A 20,542-nucleotide genomic window follows, 5' to 3' on the forward strand; every position below is an offset into this window, starting at 1 on the left:
AACGGACACAGTCAAAAACATGTTGGCCGCTCTTTACATGAGCTAGGCGCGTATTCCAAGCCCCCAACACACCTTAAAGAACATCAGGCGGTCAATTGCTCATAAGCAGCGTAGATGGAGAGGAAGTCATCGGCTTTCAAGCTTGCACCACCAATCAATGCGCCATCGACGTTTTCAACGCCCATCAGCTGCAATGCATTGGAGGGTTTTACCGAACCGCCATAGAGAATACGAACACGTTTTCCTTCGTCACCAAAGCGCGCCACAAGCTCGTTACGCATGAAGGCATGGGCGTCACGCACATCATCCACAGTTGGCGTCAGGCCGGTACCGATGGCCCAGACAGGCTCATAGGCAATAACCGTGTTTTGTGCATTGGCATCGTCAGGAACAGAGCCGGACAGCTGGCGCTTCAAGATATCGAGCGTCTGGCCGCCCTTGCGCTCATCTGCGGTTTCACCGATGCAGACAATGGCCACCAGCTCGGCTGCATAGGCGGCTTGTGCCTTGGCGCGGACCAGATGGTCGGTTTCCGCGTGGTCGATGCGACGTTCGGAATGGCCAACGATGACATGCGTGCCAAAGCAATCGGCAATCATCTCGGCAGAGATATCACCGGTATGGGCACCCGATTCCTTTTCATGGCAATCCTGCGCGCCAATCAATAGCGGGCTGTCGTCGCAAAGAGCTGTCGCAACGTAAAGTAACGTAGAGGGAGGGCAAATCAGTGTTTCCACTTTTTCAGAAAGCGGACCTTTAACGCCCTGCGCCATCGCTTTGATCTGATCCAGCGAAGAACGAGTTCCATTCATTTTCCAGTTTCCCGCAACAAGCGGGCGAACATCAGGGGTCATGAGATTTCCATTCCTGCTCTTGTACGCCCTCAAGCAAAAATCGAGGGCAACCAAACGTCACATACGAACCAATTCAGGGGTGTAAAGCGCATGAAATCCAGTACCGCCTCCCCCTCATCTCTCCCATTAGCTGTAACGGGAAACAATTGGTACAGGAAATAAGAAATTTGGTTCAAAACATTGGTTAAAATTGCCTCTGGCGCGTTCAAATTAATGTCAAAAACGCCCTGCGGCGATTTATTGCACCAAAATCCAGTTTAGAATTGCCCGCCAGTCGCTCATGCGCACTGGTGTTCCATGCGAACCCGTCTGGAACATGGTGAAACGAACCGGTTGTCCGGCTTTCAGCAATTGCCGGTAGATCGACACCTGGTCGCCGGATTTATAGACACTGTCATTGGCGCCGTGCGTAAACCAGATCGGCAATTTTGCCTTTGCCGCAGCGCTGGTCGGCAGTTCCGGGTCAGGCGCCCCACCCAACAGTGCCATGCCCTGCAGATTGGCCACCGCCTGCGCGTCACGGCTGATGCCATAACAAATGAAGCTGCCCATCGAGGCGCAGGAAAGAATAACCGGACGACCACCAGATTGCTGACGCGCATGGGAAATCAGCGCCGCAACATCGGCCACGCCCTGCGCGTCAAAGCTTTTGACACTGGGTGCGTAATAGGTGCCGCCATTGTCCAGCGCCAGGTTCTTCAGCCGGTTGAAGTTGCCGCCAAAGCTGTAATCATTCATGCCAAGCCTGCGGTCACCGCCACGACCGTGAATGAAGATTACCGTAAAGGCCTGTCCCGCCGCCTGCCCGGTGCGCCCCACCTCGATGGTGCGGCCGTCAGCCTGCACCGTTTCCAGCGCCTGCGCCTTTCTGGCAATCGGCGTGACATAGCTGCGCTTGACGCGTCGTTCGGGGATTTCATCGCGCTCGTTGATGTCGCGTAATTCCTGGTAATCGATCGTTTCGTAACGACCGCCATCGGCCTGTTCCAGCACGCTTTGGCGCGAAAACAGGTTGTCCTTATAGGGTTTCAGCGGACCATCAGAGCCTTGCGCCGAGGAGGTTGAAGCCCCAAATACCGTGACAAGAAACACGAAAAATGCGAAATGAACTGTGGACATGCAGCGAAAACCATTTTGATTGACAGCCACTCCCTTGCCATTGACGGTAAGGCAGCGCAATCCTCATCCGGAAAAACCCTGATAAATTGCGCGGAATCGCGCTCGATTGGCATTTGTGGCAAAATCGCGCTGATTCGGATGGCCATAAGATGGCGCACGACAACGATTAGGCAACATGGATAACGGTAACGATCTATTCTCAAGTATCCCGGTGGTGACAGAGCCATCCGATACCGGCACTACAGTCAATGAAACGCCTTCACCTGCTGCTAACACCAACAGCAAGCCGTCAGCGGTGTCCGTTGCACCTCCGGCATCGTCATCCGGCGATGACTATGGTGCATCGTCGATCCGTGTTCTGGAAGGGCTTGAACCGGTCCGTATGCGTCCGGGCATGTATATTGGCGGCACCGACGAAAAGGCGCTGCATCACCTTTTTGCCGAAGTCATCGACAACTCGATGGACGAAGCGGTTGCAGGACATGCAAACTTCATTGAAGTGCATCTGGATACGCAGGGCAACTTGACTGTCAGCGATAACGGCCGTGGTATCCCGGTGGAAAACCACCCGCAGGTGCCGGGCAAGTCGACGCTTGAAGTCATCATGACCAAGCTGCATGCCGGTGGTAAATTCGACGGCAAGGCTTACGAAACATCGGGCGGTCTGCACGGCGTGGGCGTTTCCGTTGTCAACGCACTGTCCGACCTGCTTGAGGTCGAAGTTGCCCGTAACCGCAAACTGTACCGTCAGCGTTTTTCTCGCGGTGTGCCACAGGGCCCGCTGGAAGAGCTGGGCGATGTGCACAACCGTCGCGGCACACGCGTCAAGTTTCACCCCGACCCACAGATCTTTGGTGATCACGCCAGGTTTGATCCGGCCCGCATATTCCGCATGGCCCGCTCGAAAGCCTATCTGTTTGGCGGCGTGGAAATTCGCTGGAGCTGCGATCCCGGCGTGGTACAGGCCGGTGGCGAGATCCCGGAAAAGGCTGTTTTCCACTTCCCCGGCGGTCTGAAGGATTATCTGTCCGCAACACTTGGCAAGGACTTCACCGTTACGCGCGAAATCTTCTCCGGCAAGACGGAAAAGACCGGCGGCCATGGCGCCATGGAATGGGCGGTCACCTGGTATGGTGGCGATACACAGATCCATTCCTATTGTAACACCATTCCGACCCCTGAGGGCGGCACACACGAAGCCGGTCTTCGTATTGCGCTGACCAAGGGTCTGAAAGCCTATGCCGAACTGACGCAGAACAAGCGTGCAGCGCAGATCACCACAGATGACGTGATGATCTCGGCCGTCGGCATGTTGTCGGTGTTCATTCGCGAACCGGAATTTGTCGGCCAGACCAAGGACAAGCTGGCAACCGTCGAAGCGCAGCGTATCGTTGAAAACGCCCTGCGTGACCCGTTCGACCATTATCTCGCTGGCAACCCGAATGAAGCAGCAAAACTGCTCGACTGGGTGATCGAGCGTGCGGAAGAGCGCCTGCGTCGCCGCAAGGAAAAGGAAGTCAACCGCAAGACGGCCGTGCGCAAGCTGCGCCTGCCGGGCAAGCTGGCAGACTGCTCGCAAAACACCGCCGAAGGCGCTGAACTGTTTATCGTGGAAGGTGATTCGGCTGGCGGTTCCGCCAAGCAGGCCCGTAACCGCGCCAATCAGGCTATTTTGCCGCTACGTGGTAAAATCCTCAACGTCGGTAGCGCCAGCCGTGAAAAGCTGTCCGCCAACCAGCAGATTGCCGATCTCATTCAGGCACTCGGCTGCGGCACACGCACCAAATATCGTGATGAAGACCTGCGTTACGAACGTATCGTCATCATGACCGATGCTGACGTCGACGGCGCGCATATCGCATCGCTGCTGATTACCTTCTTCTATCAGGAAATGCCGGAACTGATCCGTGGCAACCACTTGTATCTGGCCGTGCCACCACTTTACAAAATCACGCAGGGCTCAAAATCGGCCTATGCGCGTGATGATGCCCACCGTACCGAACTGATGGAAACAGAGTTCAAGGGCCGTGGCAAAGTGGAAATCAGCCGCTTTAAAGGTCTTGGTGAAATGCTGCCTGCGCAGTTGAAGGAGACCACCATGGATCCGTCCAAGCGTACCCTGCTGCGGGTCGTCATCGATGACGTCGACTTCGAAGGCACCAGGGAGGCCGTTGATAACCTGATGGGAACCAAGGCTGACGCCCGCTTCCGCTTCATTCAGGAACGCGCCGCTTTCGCCGAAAACCTCGACATCTAAGTCATATGCCCCGAAGCGCCACCGCTTCGGGGTAACAGCCGCTGCGGCTTACTTCGTTTTTTCTGTAAAAAACCATCCGCCACACCTTTTTTTCGGGTGCGTATTGCTGCGCTTGCGCGAGTGCTAGCTTCAAGGTTCGCTCTTTCCAGTCCTCGAGCTTGCCCCGAGGATCGGTCACAGGAATCCAGGCCAGCCCAAGTCTTTGGGCTGAAGAGACTCTTTCGTCGCGCAGACGGAGCAAACCTTTGACTGAAACACCGTGGTCAAAGCCCTTTTTATGCTCCTCACACTCCACGCGCTAGGTTGGAGCCGAACCCCACAACTGTGATAAACATCAGAAAAAAGCCCGATAAAACGACCGGGCTTTTGTCATTAAGGTAGTGTCGTCGTCCCGACTTTACGCGCCAGCCAGACCGAACTGTGCCGCATGCAAACGGCTGTAAGGGCCTTTTGCCTCGATCAGCTGTTCGTGGTTACCGGTTTCGGCAATGCCGGTTTCATCCACCACCACGATGCGCGAGGCATCACGGATGGTTGCAAGGCGGTGGGCGATAACCAGGGTGGTGCGGCCCTTGGAAAGCTCGGCCAGCGATTGCTGGATGGCCCGTTCGGTTTCCGTATCCAGCGCCGATGTCGCTTCGTCCAGAATAAGGATGGACGGGTTTTTCAGGAACATGCGGGCAATCGCCAGACGCTGCTTCTGGCCACCGGACAGTTTCACACCGCGCTCACCAATCACCGTATCCAGCCCGTTCGGCATGGCGGCAATGACCGTGTCGAGCTTGGCGCGCGCCGCCGCACTCTTGATCTCGGCCTCGGTCGCACCAAGGCGTCCGTAAGCGATGTTTTCACGCACCGTACCGCCAAACAGGAACACATCCTGCTGCACGATACCGATCTGGCTGCGCAGAGACGATAGTTTCATCTTTCTGATGTCGATGCCATCGATCGAGATCGAACCTGACGTTACGTCATAAAAACGCGGTAGCAGCGAGCAAAGCGTTGTTTTACCGGCACCCGAGGGACCAACAAAAGCAACGGTTTCCCCGGCCTTGATGTCAAGATTGATGCCACGAAGAATGTCGCGCTTGTCGCTGTAGCTGAAACCGACATTGCTGTAGGAAATATTGCCACGCAGCGCCGGTGCATCAATGGCGTCGGGTGCATCTTCAATATCCGGCGCAGTTTCCATCAACTCCAGGAAACGACGGAAACCGGCAATGCCCTTGGGATAGGTCTCAATTACCGAATTGATCTTTTCAACCGGACGGAAGAACACGCCCACCAGCAGCAGGAAGCCAACGAAACCACCATTGGTCAGGTCGCCCTTCAGCACGAACCAGGCGCCAGCAATCATGACGATCATCTGCGTCAGACGCATGCTCATGTAGCTCAGCGACGTGCTGGCCGCCATGATGCGGTAGGCATTCAGCTTGGTGGTGCGGTAGTTCTGGTTGTCGGTTTCAAACAGTTTGCGCTCGTGGTCCTCATTGGCAAAAGCCTGCACAACGCGCATGCCGCCGACATTTTCTTCAATACGCGCATTGAAGTCGCCAACCCGGCCGTAAAGTGCGCGGAAGTTCTGCGTCATGCGGCCACCGTAACGGCTGGTCACCCAGGCGGTCACTGGCACCACAGCGGCAGTAATCAGCGCCAGATGCACATTGACCGACATCATCAGCAACAAGGCGCCGATAAAGGTCATGATGGCAATGAACAGGTCTTCAGGGCCGTGATGGGCCACTTCGCCAATCTCCTCCAGATCCTTGGTCAGGCGGCCAACAAGGTGGCCGGTCTTCTGATTGTCGAAAAAGCGGAAGGAGAGTTTCTGCAAATGGTCAAAGGCCAGCCGGCGCATATCGGTTTCGATATTGATGCCCAGCATATGTCCCCAATAGGTGACAATGGCCATCAGGCCTGTATTGACCACGTAAACCACCAGCAATCCGATCGACGCCAGCAAGATAACCGGCCAGTCACCCTGCGGCAAAAGAATGTCCACGAACGCTTTGACGGCCATGGGAAAGCCGAGTTCCAGCACGCCGGATAACACGGCGCAGGAAAAGTCGATTATGAACAAACCCCGGTAAGGGCGATAATAGGAAAAGAACCGCTTCAGCATCTCATCTACTTCCGGTAGTCGCCGCAATCACATCGCAGCATGCGAAAAGTGATGGGTAATTGTCATATTTATATATTTGAGCCAAGGGTGTTGCGTTATTTTTACCAAAATCCTTCACTATATTAAGTGAGGACAATAAAAACGATGGAATGACCCTTTAAGGTTTGCACAAAACAACGTCGCCGTGTGACACTGAAGGGAAACATTTCGAAATGCGAAAGAGACATTCGTTGTGAGCAGCGCAGACACCCATAGACCACAGAGCGAGCAGAAATGGCTCGGCCCTGTCACGCCGTCCCGTATGGCGCTCATACCTTCCATATCCGCTGCTCGCTGGCTTCTAATTCTGATCGTCGCTGCCGGTATCTACTTCTTTCACGGCTTTTTAGTGCCGGTGCTGGCCGCACTGGTCATCGGCTTTGCAAGCTGGCCGCTGTACAGAAAGCTGCTGAAGAATGTCGGCGGCAACACAACCGTTGGCGCCACCATTGCCATCATTCTCATCATCACCTTCCTGATCGTGCCAATCGTCATTGCCGCGTCCTATACGGCCAGTGAAATTCGCGAATGGTTTGGCTGGGCGGTTGAGGCAAACCGTTATGGCGCACCGGTACCGGCATGGATTTCCGGCATGCCGGGTGTTGGCGTATGGCTGACAGAACAATGGACAAAATATATCGGCACGCCAGGTGCGATCGGTGAGGTCATTCAACTGGTCAGTGGCGCAAACATCGGCAACATCTACCGCGCCGTTCTGGCCGCCGGTAATGGCGCCTTCCACCTTATCCTGACGCTGCTGTTTCTGCTGATTGCGCTGTTCTTCGTCTATCGCAACGGCGCTTCCTTCTCCAAACAGGTCGACCTGCTCGGCGAGCGCATTCTGCCAACCCGCTGGGAGCGGATTTCGCGCGTTGTACCGGCCACTATCAGTTCGACTGTCACAGGCATGACACTGATCGCGATCGGTGAAGGTATCATTCTCGGCATCGCCTACTGGATTGCCGGTGTACCCTCGCCTGTCACGCTCGGTGTCCTGACCGGCGTCATGGCGCTTATTCCTGGTGGCGCACCGCTGTCCTTTACGCTGGTGTCGATCTATCTGGTGGCCAGCGGTTCGGTCGCAGCCGGTGTTGGCCTGTTCGTCTGGGGTTCGGTGGAACTGTTCATCGTTGACAAGACCATTCGTCCGCGTCTGGTCGGTGGCCCGATCAAGCTGCCCTTTCTGCCAACCTTCTTCGGTCTGGTTGGCGGCGTGAAAACCATGGGTTTCCTCGGCCTGTTCATCGGTCCGGTGCTGATGGCGCTTCTGGTTGCCATCTGGCGTGAATGGGTGCGTGAGGTGGAACTGTCATCCACCCCGACAGAGACAGTAGACATATCCGCATCGACTGACGGCACACAGGCACCACCGCCGCCACTTCGAAAAGCGGCCTCTTGAACGACCCAAAAGAAAACCCGCTAAACCTGATTTAGCGGGGTTTGTCATTCAGAGGGTCTTTTGCATAAAAAGACTGAGCGGATCAGGCTTGTAAGGCGCAAAGGCCGGCACATCCTCAAAACCCGCCTTGCGGTAAAGACCAATCGCTTCTGGCTGGCTGATACCGGTTTCCAGACGAATGGCCCGCAGGCCAAGATCACGACCGAGCGTTTCAATAGCGTCCATCAGCTTCTGCCCGATTTTCAGACCACGTGCATTGGGGTCGACAAACATCCGTTTGATCTCTGCAAAACCGTCACCATGCGACACCAGCGCACAGCAGCCGACTATCTGCCCCTCCTTGCGCGCCACCAGAAACGAAACCTCCGGCTCCATCAGGGTGGTGACATCAAGCAGGTGATTGCTTTCCGCGGGATAGAGCGACGCCATATAGGCGTCCGACTTTTCCAGCAGCGTGATGATATCCGGTTGATCGGCCTGTTCCAGCTGAATTGAGATCGTCATAAAATTATGCCACGTCTGTTTTGTGAGAATTCATCTGCCCTATTGTAACTGCAATTGGCGTGCAATTTCCAAAATGCAGTTTCTACGGTGCGATTTCATCATTCAAGGCAGCCAGAGATATGAAAACAGCCTTTGTCCTCATGACCATTCTTGGCTGCGACGACAGCGCCGTCGATTGCCATCACGTGGCGACCTTGCAGCAGCAATGGACCAGTATCGAGCTGTGTGATGCCGCTTCCGAAAAGGAACTGGGCAATTACGCCAATGCGCCCTACCCGGTTGTCGTTGCCGTGTGCCAGACACCGGATGCCCAGACAGCCAGCGCTCCGACAAGCGAGCCAAAGGCCACAGATGCCGCAACGACGGCAGAAGCGCATGTCGAGGCTGACGGACAGGCACCGATGACGGCTGAACACGAACAGTCCCTGACCGCACAGGCCATTACCCGCGTCAGACGTATTCTTCCATCAACGGAAGGCGTCAAAAACCTGTTTGTCAAACCGGTGCGAATTGTCGAGGACAGTTATTCCTGGATGGCGAAACGCTTTACGAAGTAAGGCGTTTCCCCAGAAGGCCTGGATCAGGCAGCGTCAATCATCAGGCCGCTGGCATAAGAGCGCGCTCTCTGGCGCTGCTCATTCATCTGCAGCTTTTCCAGCATATCGAGAAGTTCATCGACGACGGCCGGCAATCCGTGACGGGCACGGAACTTGGCAACCAGATTGCCGCAAATATCCTCCAGCGCCACGCCGGAAATCGACTGCGCCGCATCACGCCACAACAGCGTTGCATCCACAAACACGGCACAGATGTCTTTCGACAACCCGGCAGAATGGAACAGCACCTGCACCGCGGGCACGCGACCAGTTGCCAGAATGGAGCGTACGCGCTTTTCATCCAACTGTGACAGATTGGACATGGCTTCACTGAAGAAGCTCAGGCGACCGGCACACAGCGCATAAATAAGCAATGCCGGGTTCAACTCACCGCTTTTGCGCAGATGGTCGACAAAGGCGGGCATATCGGCCTGTGGCACCGAAGCAAGAATTTCAACGGTTGCAGTGTCACCGGCGTCACGAATGACGTAATCAATGCGCGAGCGGTCGACAAAGGCATTGACCAGATCAGAACAGGCAAGCGCACTGCCGACATGGTTCAACAGCGCATGGCGGGCGTCAGCTGGCAGGTCATCACGCTCCAGAAGCAGATTGCGGATTTCGGCCTGTTCGCCAAAACGCTCGACAATACGGCGCAGTGAAATGCGCGAGATATCGATCAGCTCGTTTTCCAGCAGAATGAACAGTTCGCCGAGATCGGCGACTTCCGCCAGCGCGGCGCACACGCCACGGGTCAGATAAGGACGTGCTGCGATAAAGGAACGGGTTGCCACATCACCACGGCCGACAAGATCAACCAGATCCATGTCGCGCAGAACCGGCGAGCGCATGATGACAGTGCCGGAAATCTCCGGCTGGTCTTCGGCCAGCGCAAAAACAATGGCGCGTGGCGCAACAGGAGAATCACAAATGGCTTCCGCAAGCGAAAGACGCACGCGTGGCGACGGATCATCCAGCAGATAGGTCAACGCCATATAGGCGGCCTCATGCTGTTCCTTGTTCATGCCTTCGACGAGATAGGCGCGACCAAGAGCATTGGCTGCACTAGCTCTATCTGCAACTTTTGCCGTCTCAGACCAGCGAAGGAATGCCTTAACGATCACAGCAGCCTCTTGAATACATCACCACATTTCAGGCCGAACAGGAGAAGCGTACGAAAAACGGTCCCGCCTCATCTCTGCCCGTTCATGCACCCTAGGAGCAAATGGTTTACGTTTGGTTCACCATGCTTGTTAACGGCTGCAAAACCATAAGAATTTGCGCAAGAAAACAAAAACACCGGCAATGCGGTGAAGCATCCCGGCGTCCTGATTTCATGGAAGGCATCGAGCGCAACAGACTGACCCCCAAAGGGTTTCAGTGCATCGCGAACATCCTATGGTCTTTGCAGCTCGAAAACATCCGAACCGCCATCACAATAATCCATGTAACCCATGCGGCCGATCGGCCGGGCAAGGCCCATATCGAGACGCCCATCCCGGATGATCGAATCGTCAATGTGAATGGCAACCACCTGCCCGAACACCATCCAGCTGTCCGCCGCCTCGCCATCAAGGCCAACCGGCTGCAGGATTTGCGTGACACGGCATTCCAGCGCCGCATGAGCTTCAGCGACAAAAGGCGCCTCCACCACACGGCCCATTTTAGAGGTCAGGCCTGCAAGCTGGAACTCATCGACGCCGTAGTCGACAGCACGTGAGGAAAGATTGGTCTTTTCCACCAGATCTCTGCTGACGAGACTTGCGGTAAACACACCTGTTTCCTCGGCATTGCGCAGGCTGTGCTTGCGACCGCTGGACGAGAACATTACGATTTTGGGATTGTCCGAGACAACGTTAAAAAAGGAATAGGGAGACAGGTTAAAAGACCCGTCATTACCCTTGGTACCAATCCAGCCAATCGGCCGTGGTGCGACAATCGCCTTGAAGGGATCATGTCGCAGGCCGTGAGCATTCGCTGCTGTCTCGTAGAACATACCCTTAGCCCACCCAGGTCACTACATCTGATACGTTGGGGCGCGGACGTTCAACCGGCGGGAATGTCGTGGAACCAATATGGATAAAGCCCGCGACTTTTTCGCTGGCGTCAATGCCGAGTGCCGGCCATGCCTTGGCGTCAAATGCCATCCATTCGGTCAACCAGTTGGCCGCATAACCATGGGCATTGGCCGCCATGATCAGGTTAAGGCACACTGCACCAGCCGACATGATCTGCTCCCATTCAGGGATTTTCACATGCGGACCGGCGGTGCTGATAACAGCAACAACAACCGGGGCGCGGGTAAAGCGTGTCAGTTCCACCTGCTTCTGTTCGTCGGTCATCTCCGGCTTGTCAGCCAGCGCCAGCTCCAGCATCTCACGTCCCAGTTTCTCACGCTGCTCGCCGCGGTAAACGATAAAACGCCAAGGGGCCAGCTTGCCATGGTCAGGCACACGCACCGAAAGGCGCAAGATTTCTTCAATCTCGGCCTTTTCCGGGCCAGGTTCTGAAAGCTGGAAAGCGGGAATTGAGCGACGGACATTGAGATAATCCAGAAGCGTGATGTCACTTTTCATGATAACGGTCTTCCATTGCTGTGGCATGTAAGGGTATGGGTCTTGAAATAGCCATGACCTTCGGTTTCAAGTGGTCCCCGGAAATACAGAAGTCAATTGGTAACAATCATGAAAGCCATCAAATTTGCGGCAAGTCTGGCAATCGCGGTCGGCGCAATTGTTATGCCGTCTCATGCCGTTTTTGCCAATGATGCGTTCCAGGGTTTCAAGCAGCTTGGCGGCACCGCCAAGATGCCAAAGCTCAATGCCTTCACGCCGCCATCGGCCAGCGAACCGGCACAAACCGCATCTGATGTCATTCTCGAGGCCAAGCTGACCGGTGATGGTGAGGCCATGCAGCAAGGCCTTGCCTGGCGCGTGTTTAGCCCTATTCCCGGTGAAGATGGCAAGCTGCCGATGCTGGCCAGTTCCGAAGGCGGCACTGCCACCTTCCACCTGTTGCCCGGCGACTATTTCATTAATGTTACCTTCGGCCGCGCTGGCGTCACCAAGAAGCTGGTTGTCCCGATGTCCGGCAAGGTCGACAAGCAGGTTCTCATTCTGGATGCCGGCGGCTTCGTGCTGAATGCAACGGCTGGAACAGACCGCAAAATCCCCGGCAATCTGCTGAAATTTTCGGTCTACTCATCCGATGTCAGCGACGATGGCGAGCGCAAGCTGGTCATGAACGACGTCAAGCCAAACACCATCATCCGCCTGAATGCCGGCACCTATCATGTCGTGTCGGAATATGGCGGCATCAACGCCGTTGTCCGTGCCGATATTCAGGTTGAAGCTGGCAAATTGACCGAAGCAACTTTGCAGCACCACGCAGCACAGGCAACGCTGAAACTGGTGTCTGAAAAAGGCGGCGAAGCCATTGCCGATACCGCATGGTCGGTTCTGACCAGCGGCGGTGATATCGTCAGCGAAAGCGTCAGCGCCTTTTCCACCATGGTGCTGGCTGAAGGCGAATATACCGCCATCGCCCGTAACAAGGACAAGGTCTACCAGAGCAACTTCACCGTTGAGGCAAGCCACGATACCGACGTGGAAGTGCTGATGAAGGAGCCTGAAAACACCGACGACGGCAGCGGCGACTTCTGATCCTGACGTAACGTCAAGTTTCCTGCGGCATCACCGCCCAAAGCACCATCAAATCCAGACACTAACAGCAGATATGAAAACGGCGCCTTTCGGCGCCGTTTCTGTTTTATGCTGCGCTGGTTACGCGGGCAGCCTTGGCTGCGCGCTTGCGCTTGACGTCTGGCGGTGTTGCCTCATCAACGAGGCTGGTGATTGCCTCTTCCAGCGACATGGATGTCTGCGCCTGGCTGCCAAGACGGCGAATGTTGACCGAGCGTTCCTCGGCTTCCTTTCGACCACAAACGATGATGACAGGAACCTTCGTGACCGAATGTTCGCGCACCTTGTAATTGATCTTCTCGTTGCGGAAGTCGGTTTCAACCGTCATGCCCGCATCGCGCAGCGCTTCGGCAACCTCGCGGCCGTAATCGTCAGCCTCGGAGGTAATCGTCGCAACAACAACCTGCAAAGGTGCAAACCACAGCGGCATGTGACCGGCGAAGTTTTCGATCAGAATGCCAAGGAAGCGTTCCATCGAACCGCAGATCGCGCGGTGGATCATCACAGGCTGGGTCTTTTCCGAGTTCTGGTCGATGTAGAACGCGCCAAAACGTTCCGGCAGGTTGAAGTCCACCTGTGTCGTGCCGCACTGCCATTCACGGCCAATCGCATCGCGCAGGGTATATTCGAACTTCGGACCGTAGAACGCGCCCTCGCCCGGCAGAATGCCAGTCTTGATGCGGCCTTCGGACTGTTCCTCGATGGTCTTCAACACATCCGTCATCACGCTTTCGGCGCGATCCCACAGATGGTCGGAACCAACGCGCTTTTCAGGGCGTGTCGACAGCTTCACGACGATTTCATCAAAACCGAAGTCCTTGTAGACCGACAGGATGAGATCGTTGATGCGCAGGCATTCGGCTGCCATCTGCTCTTCCGTGCAGAAAACGTGCGCGTCGTCCTGCGTAAAGCCGCGTACACGCATCAGGCCGTGCAGAGCGCCAGAGGCCTCGTAACGGTGAACGGTACCAAACTCCGCCAGACGTACCGGCAGTTCGCGGTAGGACTTCAGGCCATGTTTGAAGATCTGCACGTGACCCGGGCAGTTCATCGGCTTCAGCGCAAAGACGCGGTTGTCCGCTTCCTTGTCTTCCGGGTGCGTGAAGGCATAGGCCGACTTCACCGCAAACATGTTTTCCTGGTACCAGCCCCAGTGACCGGAGGTTTCCCAAAGCGACGCATCCAGCACCTGCGGTGCGTTGACTTCCTGATAGGTGCCCTCAAGGTTACGGCGCATATAGCTTGTCAGAGCCTGGAACATGCGCCAGCCCTTGCCATGCCAGAACACCACGCCCGGACCTTCTTCCTGAAAATGGAACAGGTCCATTTCGCGGCCAAGACGGCGGTGGTCGCGCTTTTCAGCCTCGGCCAGAATATGCAGGTAACGGTCGAGCTCTTCCTGTGTTGCCCAGGCCGTGCCGTAGATACGTGTCAGCATCGGATTGTTGCTGTCACCACGCCAGTAAGCACCGGCAACCTTCATCAGCTTGAAAGCCGTGCCGATCTGGCCGGTGGAGGCCATGTGCGGGCCGCGGCAAAGGTCAAACCAGTCGCCCTGATAATAGATCTTGAGATCCTGATCTTCCGGGATCGCGTCGATCAGCTCAACCTTGTAGCTTTCGCCCTTGGCAGCAAACACTTCCTTCGCCTTGTCGCGCGACCAGACCTGCTTGGTGAAGGCAGCATTGCGCGCAATGATTTCCTTCATCTTCGCTTCGATCTTCGGCAGATCTTCAGGCGTAAAAGGTTCGTTCTTGGCAAAGTCGTAATAGAAGCCATTTTCAATAACCGGGCCAATCGTCACCTGCGTGCCGGGCCACAGCTGCTGCACAGCTTCAGCCATCACGTGGGCTGCGTCGTGGCGGATAAGCTCAAGCGCACGCGGATCGGTGCGGGTCACAATCTCGATTTTGCCAGCAGTCACAACGTCAGACAGGTCGCGCAACTCACCGTCGATGGTGATGGCAACCGCTTTCTTGACCAGGGATTTGGAGATGGATTCTGCGACGTCACGGCCTGTGGTGCCAGGCGCAAACTCGCGGGCCGATCCATCGGGAAATGTAAGGGAAATAGCTGCTGACATGATATCAATGCTCCTTGATCCAGTCCCGCCAACCAATGCGGGTGGTTTTTACGTGTGATAAGCAAGTCTTTACTTATCTGGCAGGCCTTTTAGCGCCGTTCATGCAAAGGGTAAAGATGCGATCAGTGGCGACGCGACCAATATCGCCAGGGTGCCCACCAGTGCTGGTTTGCCCCAAGCGTTTCGCGCACCGGATCAAGACCGCTGGTGCCACCTGGCCCGCAGCGCGCCACACGAAACAGCGTCAGCCATCCCCCGGCCCAAAAGCCGTGACGGGCAATCGCCTCATAACCATATTCCGAACAGGTGGGGATATGGCGGCAGGAATTGCCGATGAAACCGGAAAAGGTCAGCTGGTAAAAGCGGATGAACGCCATGCCGAGCAGGCGTCCAGGTGTCTTGCGAAACGGTCCCTGCCAGTTGCGCGAGGCAGTCTTGCGTGGAGTTGGCTGCGGTTCGTGGTTGCAGCCGGGCGCGCCACACATGGCTCAGCCCGCAACAGTGGCGGCTGAAACAGCCTCGGGCTGATGAGCCGCGATCTGGTCGAGGCAATCCACCACCGCATCAAAAGTCAGCATGGTGGATGCGTGGCGGGCCTTGTAATCCTTGACAGGCTTTAGCACCCGCATGTCTTCAAATCGGCCGGTCGGGCCGTCACCGCCATTGGTCAGCATGGCCAGCATATCCAGCCGCGCCTGACGCAGTTCATCAACGCTGGCACCCACCACATGATGCGCCATGATGGAGGAAGATGCCTGCCCCAACGCACAGGCTTTCACTTCGTGCGAAAAGGCACTGACGGCACCATCTTCCACTTTCAGATACACTTTTACCCGGGAGCCACACAGTTTCGAATGTTTCTGCGCACTCGCATCCGCATCGGCCATCGGGCCGGTCAGCGGAATGTTTCCGGCAAAAGCCAGTATCTTGTTGTTGTAAATATCGTCCATCAACCAACCTGTATCAGCACGCCCCAAGGTCAAACCGGTTATCTTTTTCAAACACAGCGTCACCCTTGGCACGGCTTTTCTGCCCAACCAAATACATTATATGTTATTTTGCCCCGTCATCATCAAGCCGTCGTGAAATTCCGCTGAATTGATCGAAAAACAGGGTTAGCGCTTGCCAAAACGGTGCAAAACAACCAGATAGCAGACAGTGCGCGGGAAATGGCCACGCACGTTGCATAGTTCAGGTGCGGCCTTTAACCGCATCGGGAGATAGAAGATGGATGCCATTGTGAAGAATTTTCCTGCTGCCGGCGCAACGTCTGACGTTGAAATCACGCGTCCGACACAGGCAGAAGCCGAAGAAGCAGTGAAGGTTCTCCTGCGCTGGGCCGGTGACAACCCGGACCGCGAAGGCCTGCTGGACACCCCACGCCGTGTCGCCAAAGCCTATGGCGAGCTCTTTTCGGGCTACGCACAGGAACCGGAAGAGGTTCTCGGTACGACTTTCGAGGAAGTCGGCGGTTATGACGACATCGTGCTGGTGCGCGACATTCCATTCTTCTCCCACTGTGAGCATCACATGGTGCCAATCGTCGGCAAGGCCCATATTGCCTATCTGCCCGACGGTCGCGTTCTTGGTCTGTCGAAGATTGCCCGCGTGGTCGAGATTTTTGGTCGCCGCCTGCAGACGCAGGAAAACATGACTGCACAGATCACCAGCGCGATTGATGGCATTCTTAAACCGCGCGGCGTGGCCGTGATGATTGATGCAGAGCATATGTGCATGTCCATGCGCGGTGTGCAGAAGCAGGGTTCTTCAACCCTGACCACCAGCTTCACCGGCACTTTCAAGACAGACCCTGCCGAGCAGGTTCGTTTCATGACAATGGTGCGCAGCCGCTAAACGCGGCTTTTCGCCACCTTCCTGAACAGTGGTATAAACATGACCGGCACACAATTCCCCCTGCCCGCAAGCGACAAAACCATTCTTGAAGGCGCAGGCAGCTTCACCCCGAAGTTTGATGCCCATGGCCTGGTGACCGCTGTTGTCACCGATGCGACCGATGGCGAATTGCTGATGGTTGCCCACATGAATGCGCAAGCCGTTGCCCTGACACTGGAAACCGGTGTCGCCCACTATTTCAGCCGCTCACGTGGCAAGATCTGGAAAAAGGGTGAAACCTCCGGCAACCTGCAGACCGTGCGCGAAATCCGCACCGATTGCGATCAGGACGCCATCTGGCTCAAGGTTTCCGTGGCTGGTCATGACGCAACCTGCCATACTGGCCGCCGATCGTGTTTTTATCGTACTGTCTCCCTTGAAAATGGCGAGGCTGTTACAAAAATTACCGATAATGAACGGCATTTCGATCCGGCAACCGTTTACAGCGACAAATAACACCCGACGTTATTTTTCCATTCTGCTGCCCGGTTTCGATGCGATAACCGTTTTGAAACCGCAGAAGCGTTTAATGACGCTTGTTCGCAATGTGCAGGAGGAGTGTCGTAGCGATGTTGGGGTGGGGTATCAATCGCGGCAACACCGGCACATTATCCACAATTGATGGTAATGAGCCGACATTTCCCGAAAACGAAGCCAAACTGCGGGGCGATACACGTATTGCACTGGCGCTGGGCGGCGGTGCTGCCCGCGGCTGGGCGCATATTGGCGTTCTGCGCGCCCTTGATGAGGCAGGCATCAAGATTGGCATGATTGCCGGCACGTCGATCGGCGCGCTGGTCGGCGGCTGTTATCTGGCTGGCAAACTGGATGAGCTGGAAAGTTTTGCCCGCTCCCTGACCATGCGCCGCATTGCCGGCCTATTGGACCTGACGATTGGCGGCGGCGGCCTGTTTGGTGGCATGCGCCTGACCAAACGTATGCAGGAGCATCTTGAGGGACTGACGATTGAAGGCCTGGACCGTCCTTTCGTGGCGGTCGCCACCGAATTGACGACCGGCCACGAGGTGTGGATCCATCAAGGCGATCTGATCACCGCATTGCGCTCATCCTACGCACTGCCCGGCATTTTCGAACCGGTCTATTGTAACGGTCGCACATTGATTGATGGCGCATTGGTCAACCCGGTGCCAGTGTCAGTCTGCCGCGCCCATGAGCAACCGCTGGTCATTGCCGTCAACCTCAACTACGACATTTTCGGGCGTTCGGCCGTGGTCAAACATGGTGCGGGCGCACCCGGTGCGACGCCACTGCCCGTGCCGGCCTCCGCGCAGCGCCCCGGCCTTCCCGGCGTAATGGTGCAGGCTTTCAACATCATTCAGGACCGTATTTCCCGTTCTCGTCTGGCAGGCGATCCGCCGGACCTGACACTGCATCCACGGATCAATGATATTGGCCTGTCGGAATTCCACCGGGCCGGCGAAGCCATAACCCGTGGTTACGAGGAAACACGTGCCCGAATTCCAGAACTGCAACGCATGCAGCAGGTTTTGATGCGGTGATTGGGTTCAGCGTCAGCCGTTATCCTCGGGCTTGTCCCGAGTACCTAACCCAATCTGCCACAAACCTTACACTTGCGCAGGTGTGACTAGATCCTCGGGACAAGCCCGAGGATGACGACAAGAGTATGTTTCGGGCCACTACTTACCCGGCTATATAAGCCTTGATCTGTTCAGCTTCAGCCTCGACTTCGCCGATGCGCGCCTTGACCACGTCACCAATCGAGATAATTCCGGCAATCTTGCCATTGTCTTCCACCGGCAGATGGCGGAAGCGGCCACCGGTCATGATTTCCATCAGCTGGTCGGTGGTCGATGTCTCCTGACAGCGAATCACGTTTTTGGTCATCGCCCCGGAAACCTTTTCTTCCAGTGACGCAGCACCTTTGCCGGCAATGGCGCGCACCATATCGCGCTCGGTGAAAATGCCTTTGATGGCACCTTTGGCATCCACAACCACGACAGCACCGATCTTGTGATGATTCAATGTTTTGGCTGCTTCAGCAATCGTCACATCAGGCGATACGGTTACAACGTCGCGACCTTTCGCATCCAGCAAATCCTTCACGAATATCGGCATATATTCCTCCTCAAAATCCACCGGTTCCGATATGGAAGCTCCCCTATTCCATACCCACGGCACAGCAATGCTGCGCTTGCATGCGGTGGAATGCAAGACACAACTTCCAACAATACGTATGCAGTCTGTGATCTCAGAGGCGGTGTTTTTGCCGTGGCAGCGGATCGAAAAGGTCAAACAGCAGGAAGCCGAACGCGAAACCGAAAATATGCGCGTCCCAGGCAATAGCGCCTGCAGCATCGCCGAAAATCGGCACGCCAACCGCCACCAGCACGTTACCCAGCAACCACATGACCGTGAAGATCACCACCGTGCGGTTTTTGAAGGCCGCGATGATGCTCTGGCGTGGATAAAGATGGCCAAGCGCCGGATTAAAACCGCCACCATGCGGTGGAAATGCAAACCGGCAGGCAGCGCCCATCAGCGCAGAAACCACACCCGATGCACCAATCAGTACGGTCATGTCATGCCAGTTGAGGGCCGCGTGGCCGAAAGCCGACGCCGCAGCACTGAGGCACCACAAAAGAATGAAACGAACAGCACCGATGCGGCGCATGACCGGGGTGCCGAAGGCGGCCAACCACAGACCGTTGAACACGATATGCATGGTGCTGCCATGCATCAGCGAATAGGTGATCGGTGTCCACAGCCACTCCATGCCCTGTTGTGAAAACGGAACGACGTAGCGCATGGGGATAAAACCGAAGGTGAACAGGTACCAGGCATAACCATCGTCCGACAGCAGGTACTCACCAACCAGATAAACAACGGCCAGAAGCGCAAGGGTCATGACCAGCAAGCCCGGCAGATTGAAGACAGGTTCTGACGGTCTTTCAGCGGGCGCCTGGTCTGCGGAAGGAACATCGTCGCGATTATCTGTCATCACTTCACCCTTTTACCCGAACCGCCCAGTCAAAAACCGGTGCGTCGGCAACAAAACTGTCGGTTCATCAACGGCATACAGGACCATTGGACGAAAAAAAAGCCGCCCTGACTGGCAGGACGGCTTCGGAGCCCCCGGTTTTAACCCGCCCCGTAAATCTGTGCTGAAAGAGTTTCCCCTTAAATGACAGGATCTCAATGCCACGTCGGACAGCCGAACTCAATCTAAACCATTCATTAACCTTAATTTCCCCGTGGCACGAAACTGGCATCGCTATCCTTAAGACCACCAGAACCAGTGTCCCCTGTGCTGGAATGAGACATATGGAGGCGATCCATGAACATTGTAGCAAGCATGGAGCTATATTCGTACTGGAATGACCTGCGCGGTGACACACCCGCCCCGGTACGTCAAAACATTGAACCTGAAAAAATCCGCCATCTGTTGCCGGATCTTTTCATCCTGTCGGACGAGGCTGAGACATCACCCGTTTTCCGGCTTACCGGAACACGTCTGTATTCGATTTTCGGACGGGAACTGCACAAGACTGAATTTTCCAAACTCTGGTTGCCGCAAAATGCGCAAACCATGGTGACAATTGCCAAGACGGTGATGCACCGGGAAATACCTGCCATCCTCACGGTACGCGGCGTGGAACAGCAGGACCCAACCGAGCTATCCAAAAATCAGTCACCGGATGATGACATCAGTTATGAAATGCTGCTGTTACCGCTCAGATCATCCCAGCCGTCCGAGCCACGATTGATCGGTGGCCTGTTTCCGCAAAATCGCAAGCATGTCTATATTAGGCCAGTGGCGACGCTAATCCCGGAAACCTGTCGTATTTTGGAGAGCGTTTCGACGGAAAATGCCCTGAAAAACCACGCATGAGGCGAGAATTTTGGTTTTATTGCATAACAGTTGCATTCATGTCGAAAAGTAGAACGGTCTGTTAACTCGACAGCAGTAGAGATGCACTGTTCAATCACCATAGT

Annotated in this window: 20 protein-coding genes; 8 read left to right on the forward strand and 12 right to left on the reverse strand. The window is 55.7% G+C overall.

Features of this window, described 5'->3' with window-relative positions:
• Positions 1–83: 83 nt before the first annotated feature.
• Positions 84–854, reverse strand: coding sequence for a triose-phosphate isomerase (gene tpiA / locus PYL13_RS11425; protein ID WP_192488794.1), 771 nt, complete (start codon positions 852–854; stop codon positions 84–86).
• A 237-nt stretch (positions 855–1,091) separates the two neighbouring features.
• Positions 1,092–1,973 carry an alpha/beta hydrolase gene (locus PYL13_RS11430; protein WP_275641463.1) on the reverse strand — a complete coding sequence of 294 codons (882 nt, stop codon included), beginning with the start codon at positions 1,971–1,973 and terminating at the stop codon, positions 1,092–1,094.
• 175 nt (positions 1,974–2,148) lie between these two features.
• Here PYL13_RS11430 and parE point away from each other — a divergent pair, with 175 nt between their 5' ends.
• Complete coding sequence (gene parE, locus PYL13_RS11435) at positions 2,149–4,230, forward strand: DNA topoisomerase IV subunit B (RefSeq protein ID WP_275641464.1); 2,082 nt, start codon at positions 2,149–2,151, stop codon at positions 4,228–4,230.
• A gap of 397 nt (positions 4,231–4,627) precedes the next feature.
• Here the strand turns inward: parE and PYL13_RS11440 are convergent, their stop codons facing one another.
• Positions 4,628–6,352: an ABC transporter ATP-binding protein gene (locus tag PYL13_RS11440; protein ID WP_259146074.1), complete on the reverse strand. Its 1,725-nt coding sequence runs from the start codon at positions 6,350–6,352 to the stop codon at positions 4,628–4,630.
• 232 nt (positions 6,353–6,584) lie between these two features.
• Between PYL13_RS11440 and PYL13_RS11445 the strand changes: the two genes are divergently transcribed.
• Positions 6,585–7,790, forward strand: coding sequence for an AI-2E family transporter (locus PYL13_RS11445; RefSeq protein ID WP_275641465.1), 1,206 nt, complete (start codon positions 6,585–6,587; stop codon positions 7,788–7,790).
• A 48-nt stretch (positions 7,791–7,838) separates the two neighbouring features.
• Here the strand turns inward: PYL13_RS11445 and PYL13_RS11450 are convergent, their stop codons facing one another.
• The gene (locus tag PYL13_RS11450) at positions 7,839–8,294 is read right to left on the reverse strand and encodes a GNAT family N-acetyltransferase (RefSeq protein ID WP_275641466.1); all 456 of its coding nucleotides are present in this window, start codon (positions 8,292–8,294) and stop codon (positions 7,839–7,841) included.
• Positions 8,295–8,413: 119 nt separating this feature from the next.
• Between PYL13_RS11450 and PYL13_RS11455 the strand changes: the two genes are divergently transcribed.
• On the forward strand, positions 8,414–8,851 hold the full coding sequence (locus PYL13_RS11455) for a hypothetical protein (RefSeq protein ID WP_259146072.1): 438 nt from the start codon (positions 8,414–8,416) through the stop codon (positions 8,849–8,851).
• 23 nt (positions 8,852–8,874) lie between these two features.
• On the opposite strand, the gene PYL13_RS11460 is transcribed toward PYL13_RS11455, so the two are convergent.
• The 3 genes from PYL13_RS11460 to PYL13_RS11470 all read right to left on the reverse strand — a co-directional run bounded on the left by PYL13_RS11460 (position 8,875) and on the right by PYL13_RS11470 (position 11,466).
• On the reverse strand, positions 8,875–10,014 hold the full coding sequence (locus tag PYL13_RS11460) for a DUF2336 domain-containing protein (RefSeq protein ID WP_275641467.1): 1,140 nt from the start codon (positions 10,012–10,014) through the stop codon (positions 8,875–8,877).
• Positions 10,015–10,286: 272 nt separating this feature from the next.
• A complete protein-coding gene (locus PYL13_RS11465) occupies positions 10,287–10,886 on the reverse strand; it encodes a flavin reductase family protein (protein ID WP_275641468.1) in 600 nt (199 codons plus the stop codon).
• 4 nt (positions 10,887–10,890) lie between these two features.
• A complete protein-coding gene (locus PYL13_RS11470) occupies positions 10,891–11,466 on the reverse strand; it encodes a nitroreductase family protein (protein WP_275641469.1) in 576 nt (191 codons plus the stop codon).
• Positions 11,467–11,574: 108 nt separating this feature from the next.
• Here PYL13_RS11470 and PYL13_RS11475 point away from each other — a divergent pair, with 108 nt between their 5' ends.
• On the forward strand, positions 11,575–12,552 hold the full coding sequence (locus PYL13_RS11475) for a hypothetical protein (protein WP_192488786.1): 978 nt from the start codon (positions 11,575–11,577) through the stop codon (positions 12,550–12,552).
• A gap of 106 nt (positions 12,553–12,658) precedes the next feature.
• On the opposite strand, the gene thrS is transcribed toward PYL13_RS11475, so the two are convergent.
• From thrS to PYL13_RS11490, 3 genes are all read right to left on the reverse strand, one after another.
• Positions 12,659–14,674, reverse strand: coding sequence for a threonine--tRNA ligase (thrS, locus tag PYL13_RS11480; protein WP_275641470.1), 2,016 nt, complete (start codon positions 14,672–14,674; stop codon positions 12,659–12,661).
• A gap of 122 nt (positions 14,675–14,796) precedes the next feature.
• A complete protein-coding gene (gene yidD / locus PYL13_RS11485; RefSeq protein WP_250981665.1) occupies positions 14,797–15,159 on the reverse strand; it encodes a membrane protein insertion efficiency factor YidD in 363 nt (120 codons plus the stop codon).
• A 3-nt stretch (positions 15,160–15,162) separates the two neighbouring features.
• The gene (locus PYL13_RS11490; protein WP_192488783.1) at positions 15,163–15,624 is read right to left on the reverse strand and encodes an iron-sulfur cluster assembly scaffold protein; all 462 of its coding nucleotides are present in this window, start codon (positions 15,622–15,624) and stop codon (positions 15,163–15,165) included.
• A gap of 277 nt (positions 15,625–15,901) precedes the next feature.
• Here PYL13_RS11490 and folE point away from each other — a divergent pair, with 277 nt between their 5' ends.
• The 3 genes from folE to PYL13_RS11505 all read left to right on the forward strand — a co-directional run bounded on the left by folE (position 15,902) and on the right by PYL13_RS11505 (position 18,087).
• The gene (gene folE / locus PYL13_RS11495) at positions 15,902–16,528 is read left to right on the forward strand and encodes a GTP cyclohydrolase I FolE (RefSeq protein ID WP_275641471.1); all 627 of its coding nucleotides are present in this window, start codon (positions 15,902–15,904) and stop codon (positions 16,526–16,528) included.
• Positions 16,529–16,567: 39 nt separating this feature from the next.
• Positions 16,568–17,023 (forward strand): phosphoribosyl-AMP cyclohydrolase, encoded by a 456-nt coding sequence (gene hisI, locus PYL13_RS11500; protein WP_250981668.1) that lies wholly within the window; start codon positions 16,568–16,570, stop codon positions 17,021–17,023.
• A 113-nt stretch (positions 17,024–17,136) separates the two neighbouring features.
• On the forward strand, positions 17,137–18,087 hold the full coding sequence (locus PYL13_RS11505; protein ID WP_250981669.1) for a patatin-like phospholipase family protein: 951 nt from the start codon (positions 17,137–17,139) through the stop codon (positions 18,085–18,087).
• 142 nt (positions 18,088–18,229) lie between these two features.
• Here PYL13_RS11505 and PYL13_RS11510 read toward each other — a convergent pair whose 3' ends face one another.
• Both PYL13_RS11510 and PYL13_RS11515 read right to left on the reverse strand, forming a co-directional pair.
• A complete protein-coding gene (locus tag PYL13_RS11510; protein ID WP_275641472.1) occupies positions 18,230–18,664 on the reverse strand; it encodes a CBS domain-containing protein in 435 nt (144 codons plus the stop codon).
• A 133-nt stretch (positions 18,665–18,797) separates the two neighbouring features.
• Positions 18,798–19,547, reverse strand: a complete 750-nt coding sequence (locus PYL13_RS11515; RefSeq protein ID WP_275641473.1) for a rhomboid family intramembrane serine protease — start codon at positions 19,545–19,547, stop codon at positions 18,798–18,800.
• A 336-nt stretch (positions 19,548–19,883) separates the two neighbouring features.
• Here PYL13_RS11515 and PYL13_RS11520 point away from each other — a divergent pair, with 336 nt between their 5' ends.
• The gene (locus PYL13_RS11520) at positions 19,884–20,438 is read left to right on the forward strand and encodes a PAS domain-containing protein (protein ID WP_275641474.1); all 555 of its coding nucleotides are present in this window, start codon (positions 19,884–19,886) and stop codon (positions 20,436–20,438) included.
• The last annotated feature ends 104 nt before the right edge of the window (positions 20,439–20,542 follow it).

Origin of the sequence: Agrobacterium sp. Azo12, assembly GCF_029193765.2 — a bacterium.
In the GTDB taxonomy this organism is placed as follows: domain Bacteria; phylum Pseudomonadota; class Alphaproteobacteria; order Rhizobiales; family Rhizobiaceae; genus Agrobacterium.

Bases quoted from the DNA above. Each gene is read 5' to 3' on its own strand.
- tpiA (WP_192488794.1), bottom strand. From the start codon at position 854: ATGACCCCTGATGTTCGCCCGCTTGTTGCGGGAAACTGGAAAATGAAT.
- PYL13_RS11430 (WP_275641463.1), bottom strand. From the start codon at position 1,973: ATGTCCACAGTTCATTTCGCATTTTTCGTGTTTCTTGTCACGGTATTT.
- parE (WP_275641464.1), top strand. From the start codon at position 2,149: ATGGATAACGGTAACGATCTATTCTCAAGTATCCCGGTGGTGACAGAG.
- PYL13_RS11440 (WP_259146074.1), bottom strand. From the start codon at position 6,352: ATGCTGAAGCGGTTCTTTTCCTATTATCGCCCTTACCGGGGTTTGTTC.
- PYL13_RS11450 (WP_275641466.1), bottom strand. From the start codon at position 8,294: ATGACGATCTCAATTCAGCTGGAACAGGCCGATCAACCGGATATCATC.
- PYL13_RS11455 (WP_259146072.1), top strand. From the start codon at position 8,414: ATGAAAACAGCCTTTGTCCTCATGACCATTCTTGGCTGCGACGACAGC.
- PYL13_RS11465 (WP_275641468.1), bottom strand. From the start codon at position 10,886: ATGTTCTACGAGACAGCAGCGAATGCTCACGGCCTGCGACATGATCCC.
- PYL13_RS11470 (WP_275641469.1), bottom strand. From the start codon at position 11,466: ATGAAAAGTGACATCACGCTTCTGGATTATCTCAATGTCCGTCGCTCA.
- PYL13_RS11475 (WP_192488786.1), top strand. From the start codon at position 11,575: ATGAAAGCCATCAAATTTGCGGCAAGTCTGGCAATCGCGGTCGGCGCA.
- thrS (WP_275641470.1), bottom strand. From the start codon at position 14,674: ATGTCAGCAGCTATTTCCCTTACATTTCCCGATGGATCGGCCCGCGAG.
- yidD (WP_250981665.1), bottom strand. From the start codon at position 15,159: ATGTGTGGCGCGCCCGGCTGCAACCACGAACCGCAGCCAACTCCACGC.
- PYL13_RS11490 (WP_192488783.1), bottom strand. From the start codon at position 15,624: ATGGACGATATTTACAACAACAAGATACTGGCTTTTGCCGGAAACATT.
- folE (WP_275641471.1), top strand. From the start codon at position 15,902: ATGGATGCCATTGTGAAGAATTTTCCTGCTGCCGGCGCAACGTCTGAC.
- hisI (WP_250981668.1), top strand. From the start codon at position 16,568: ATGACCGGCACACAATTCCCCCTGCCCGCAAGCGACAAAACCATTCTT.
- PYL13_RS11505 (WP_250981669.1), top strand. From the start codon at position 17,137: ATGTTGGGGTGGGGTATCAATCGCGGCAACACCGGCACATTATCCACA.
- PYL13_RS11510 (WP_275641472.1), bottom strand. From the start codon at position 18,664: ATGCCGATATTCGTGAAGGATTTGCTGGATGCGAAAGGTCGCGACGTT.
- PYL13_RS11515 (WP_275641473.1), bottom strand. From the start codon at position 19,547: ATGACAGATAATCGCGACGATGTTCCTTCCGCAGACCAGGCGCCCGCT.
- PYL13_RS11520 (WP_275641474.1), top strand. From the start codon at position 19,884: ATGAACATTGTAGCAAGCATGGAGCTATATTCGTACTGGAATGACCTG.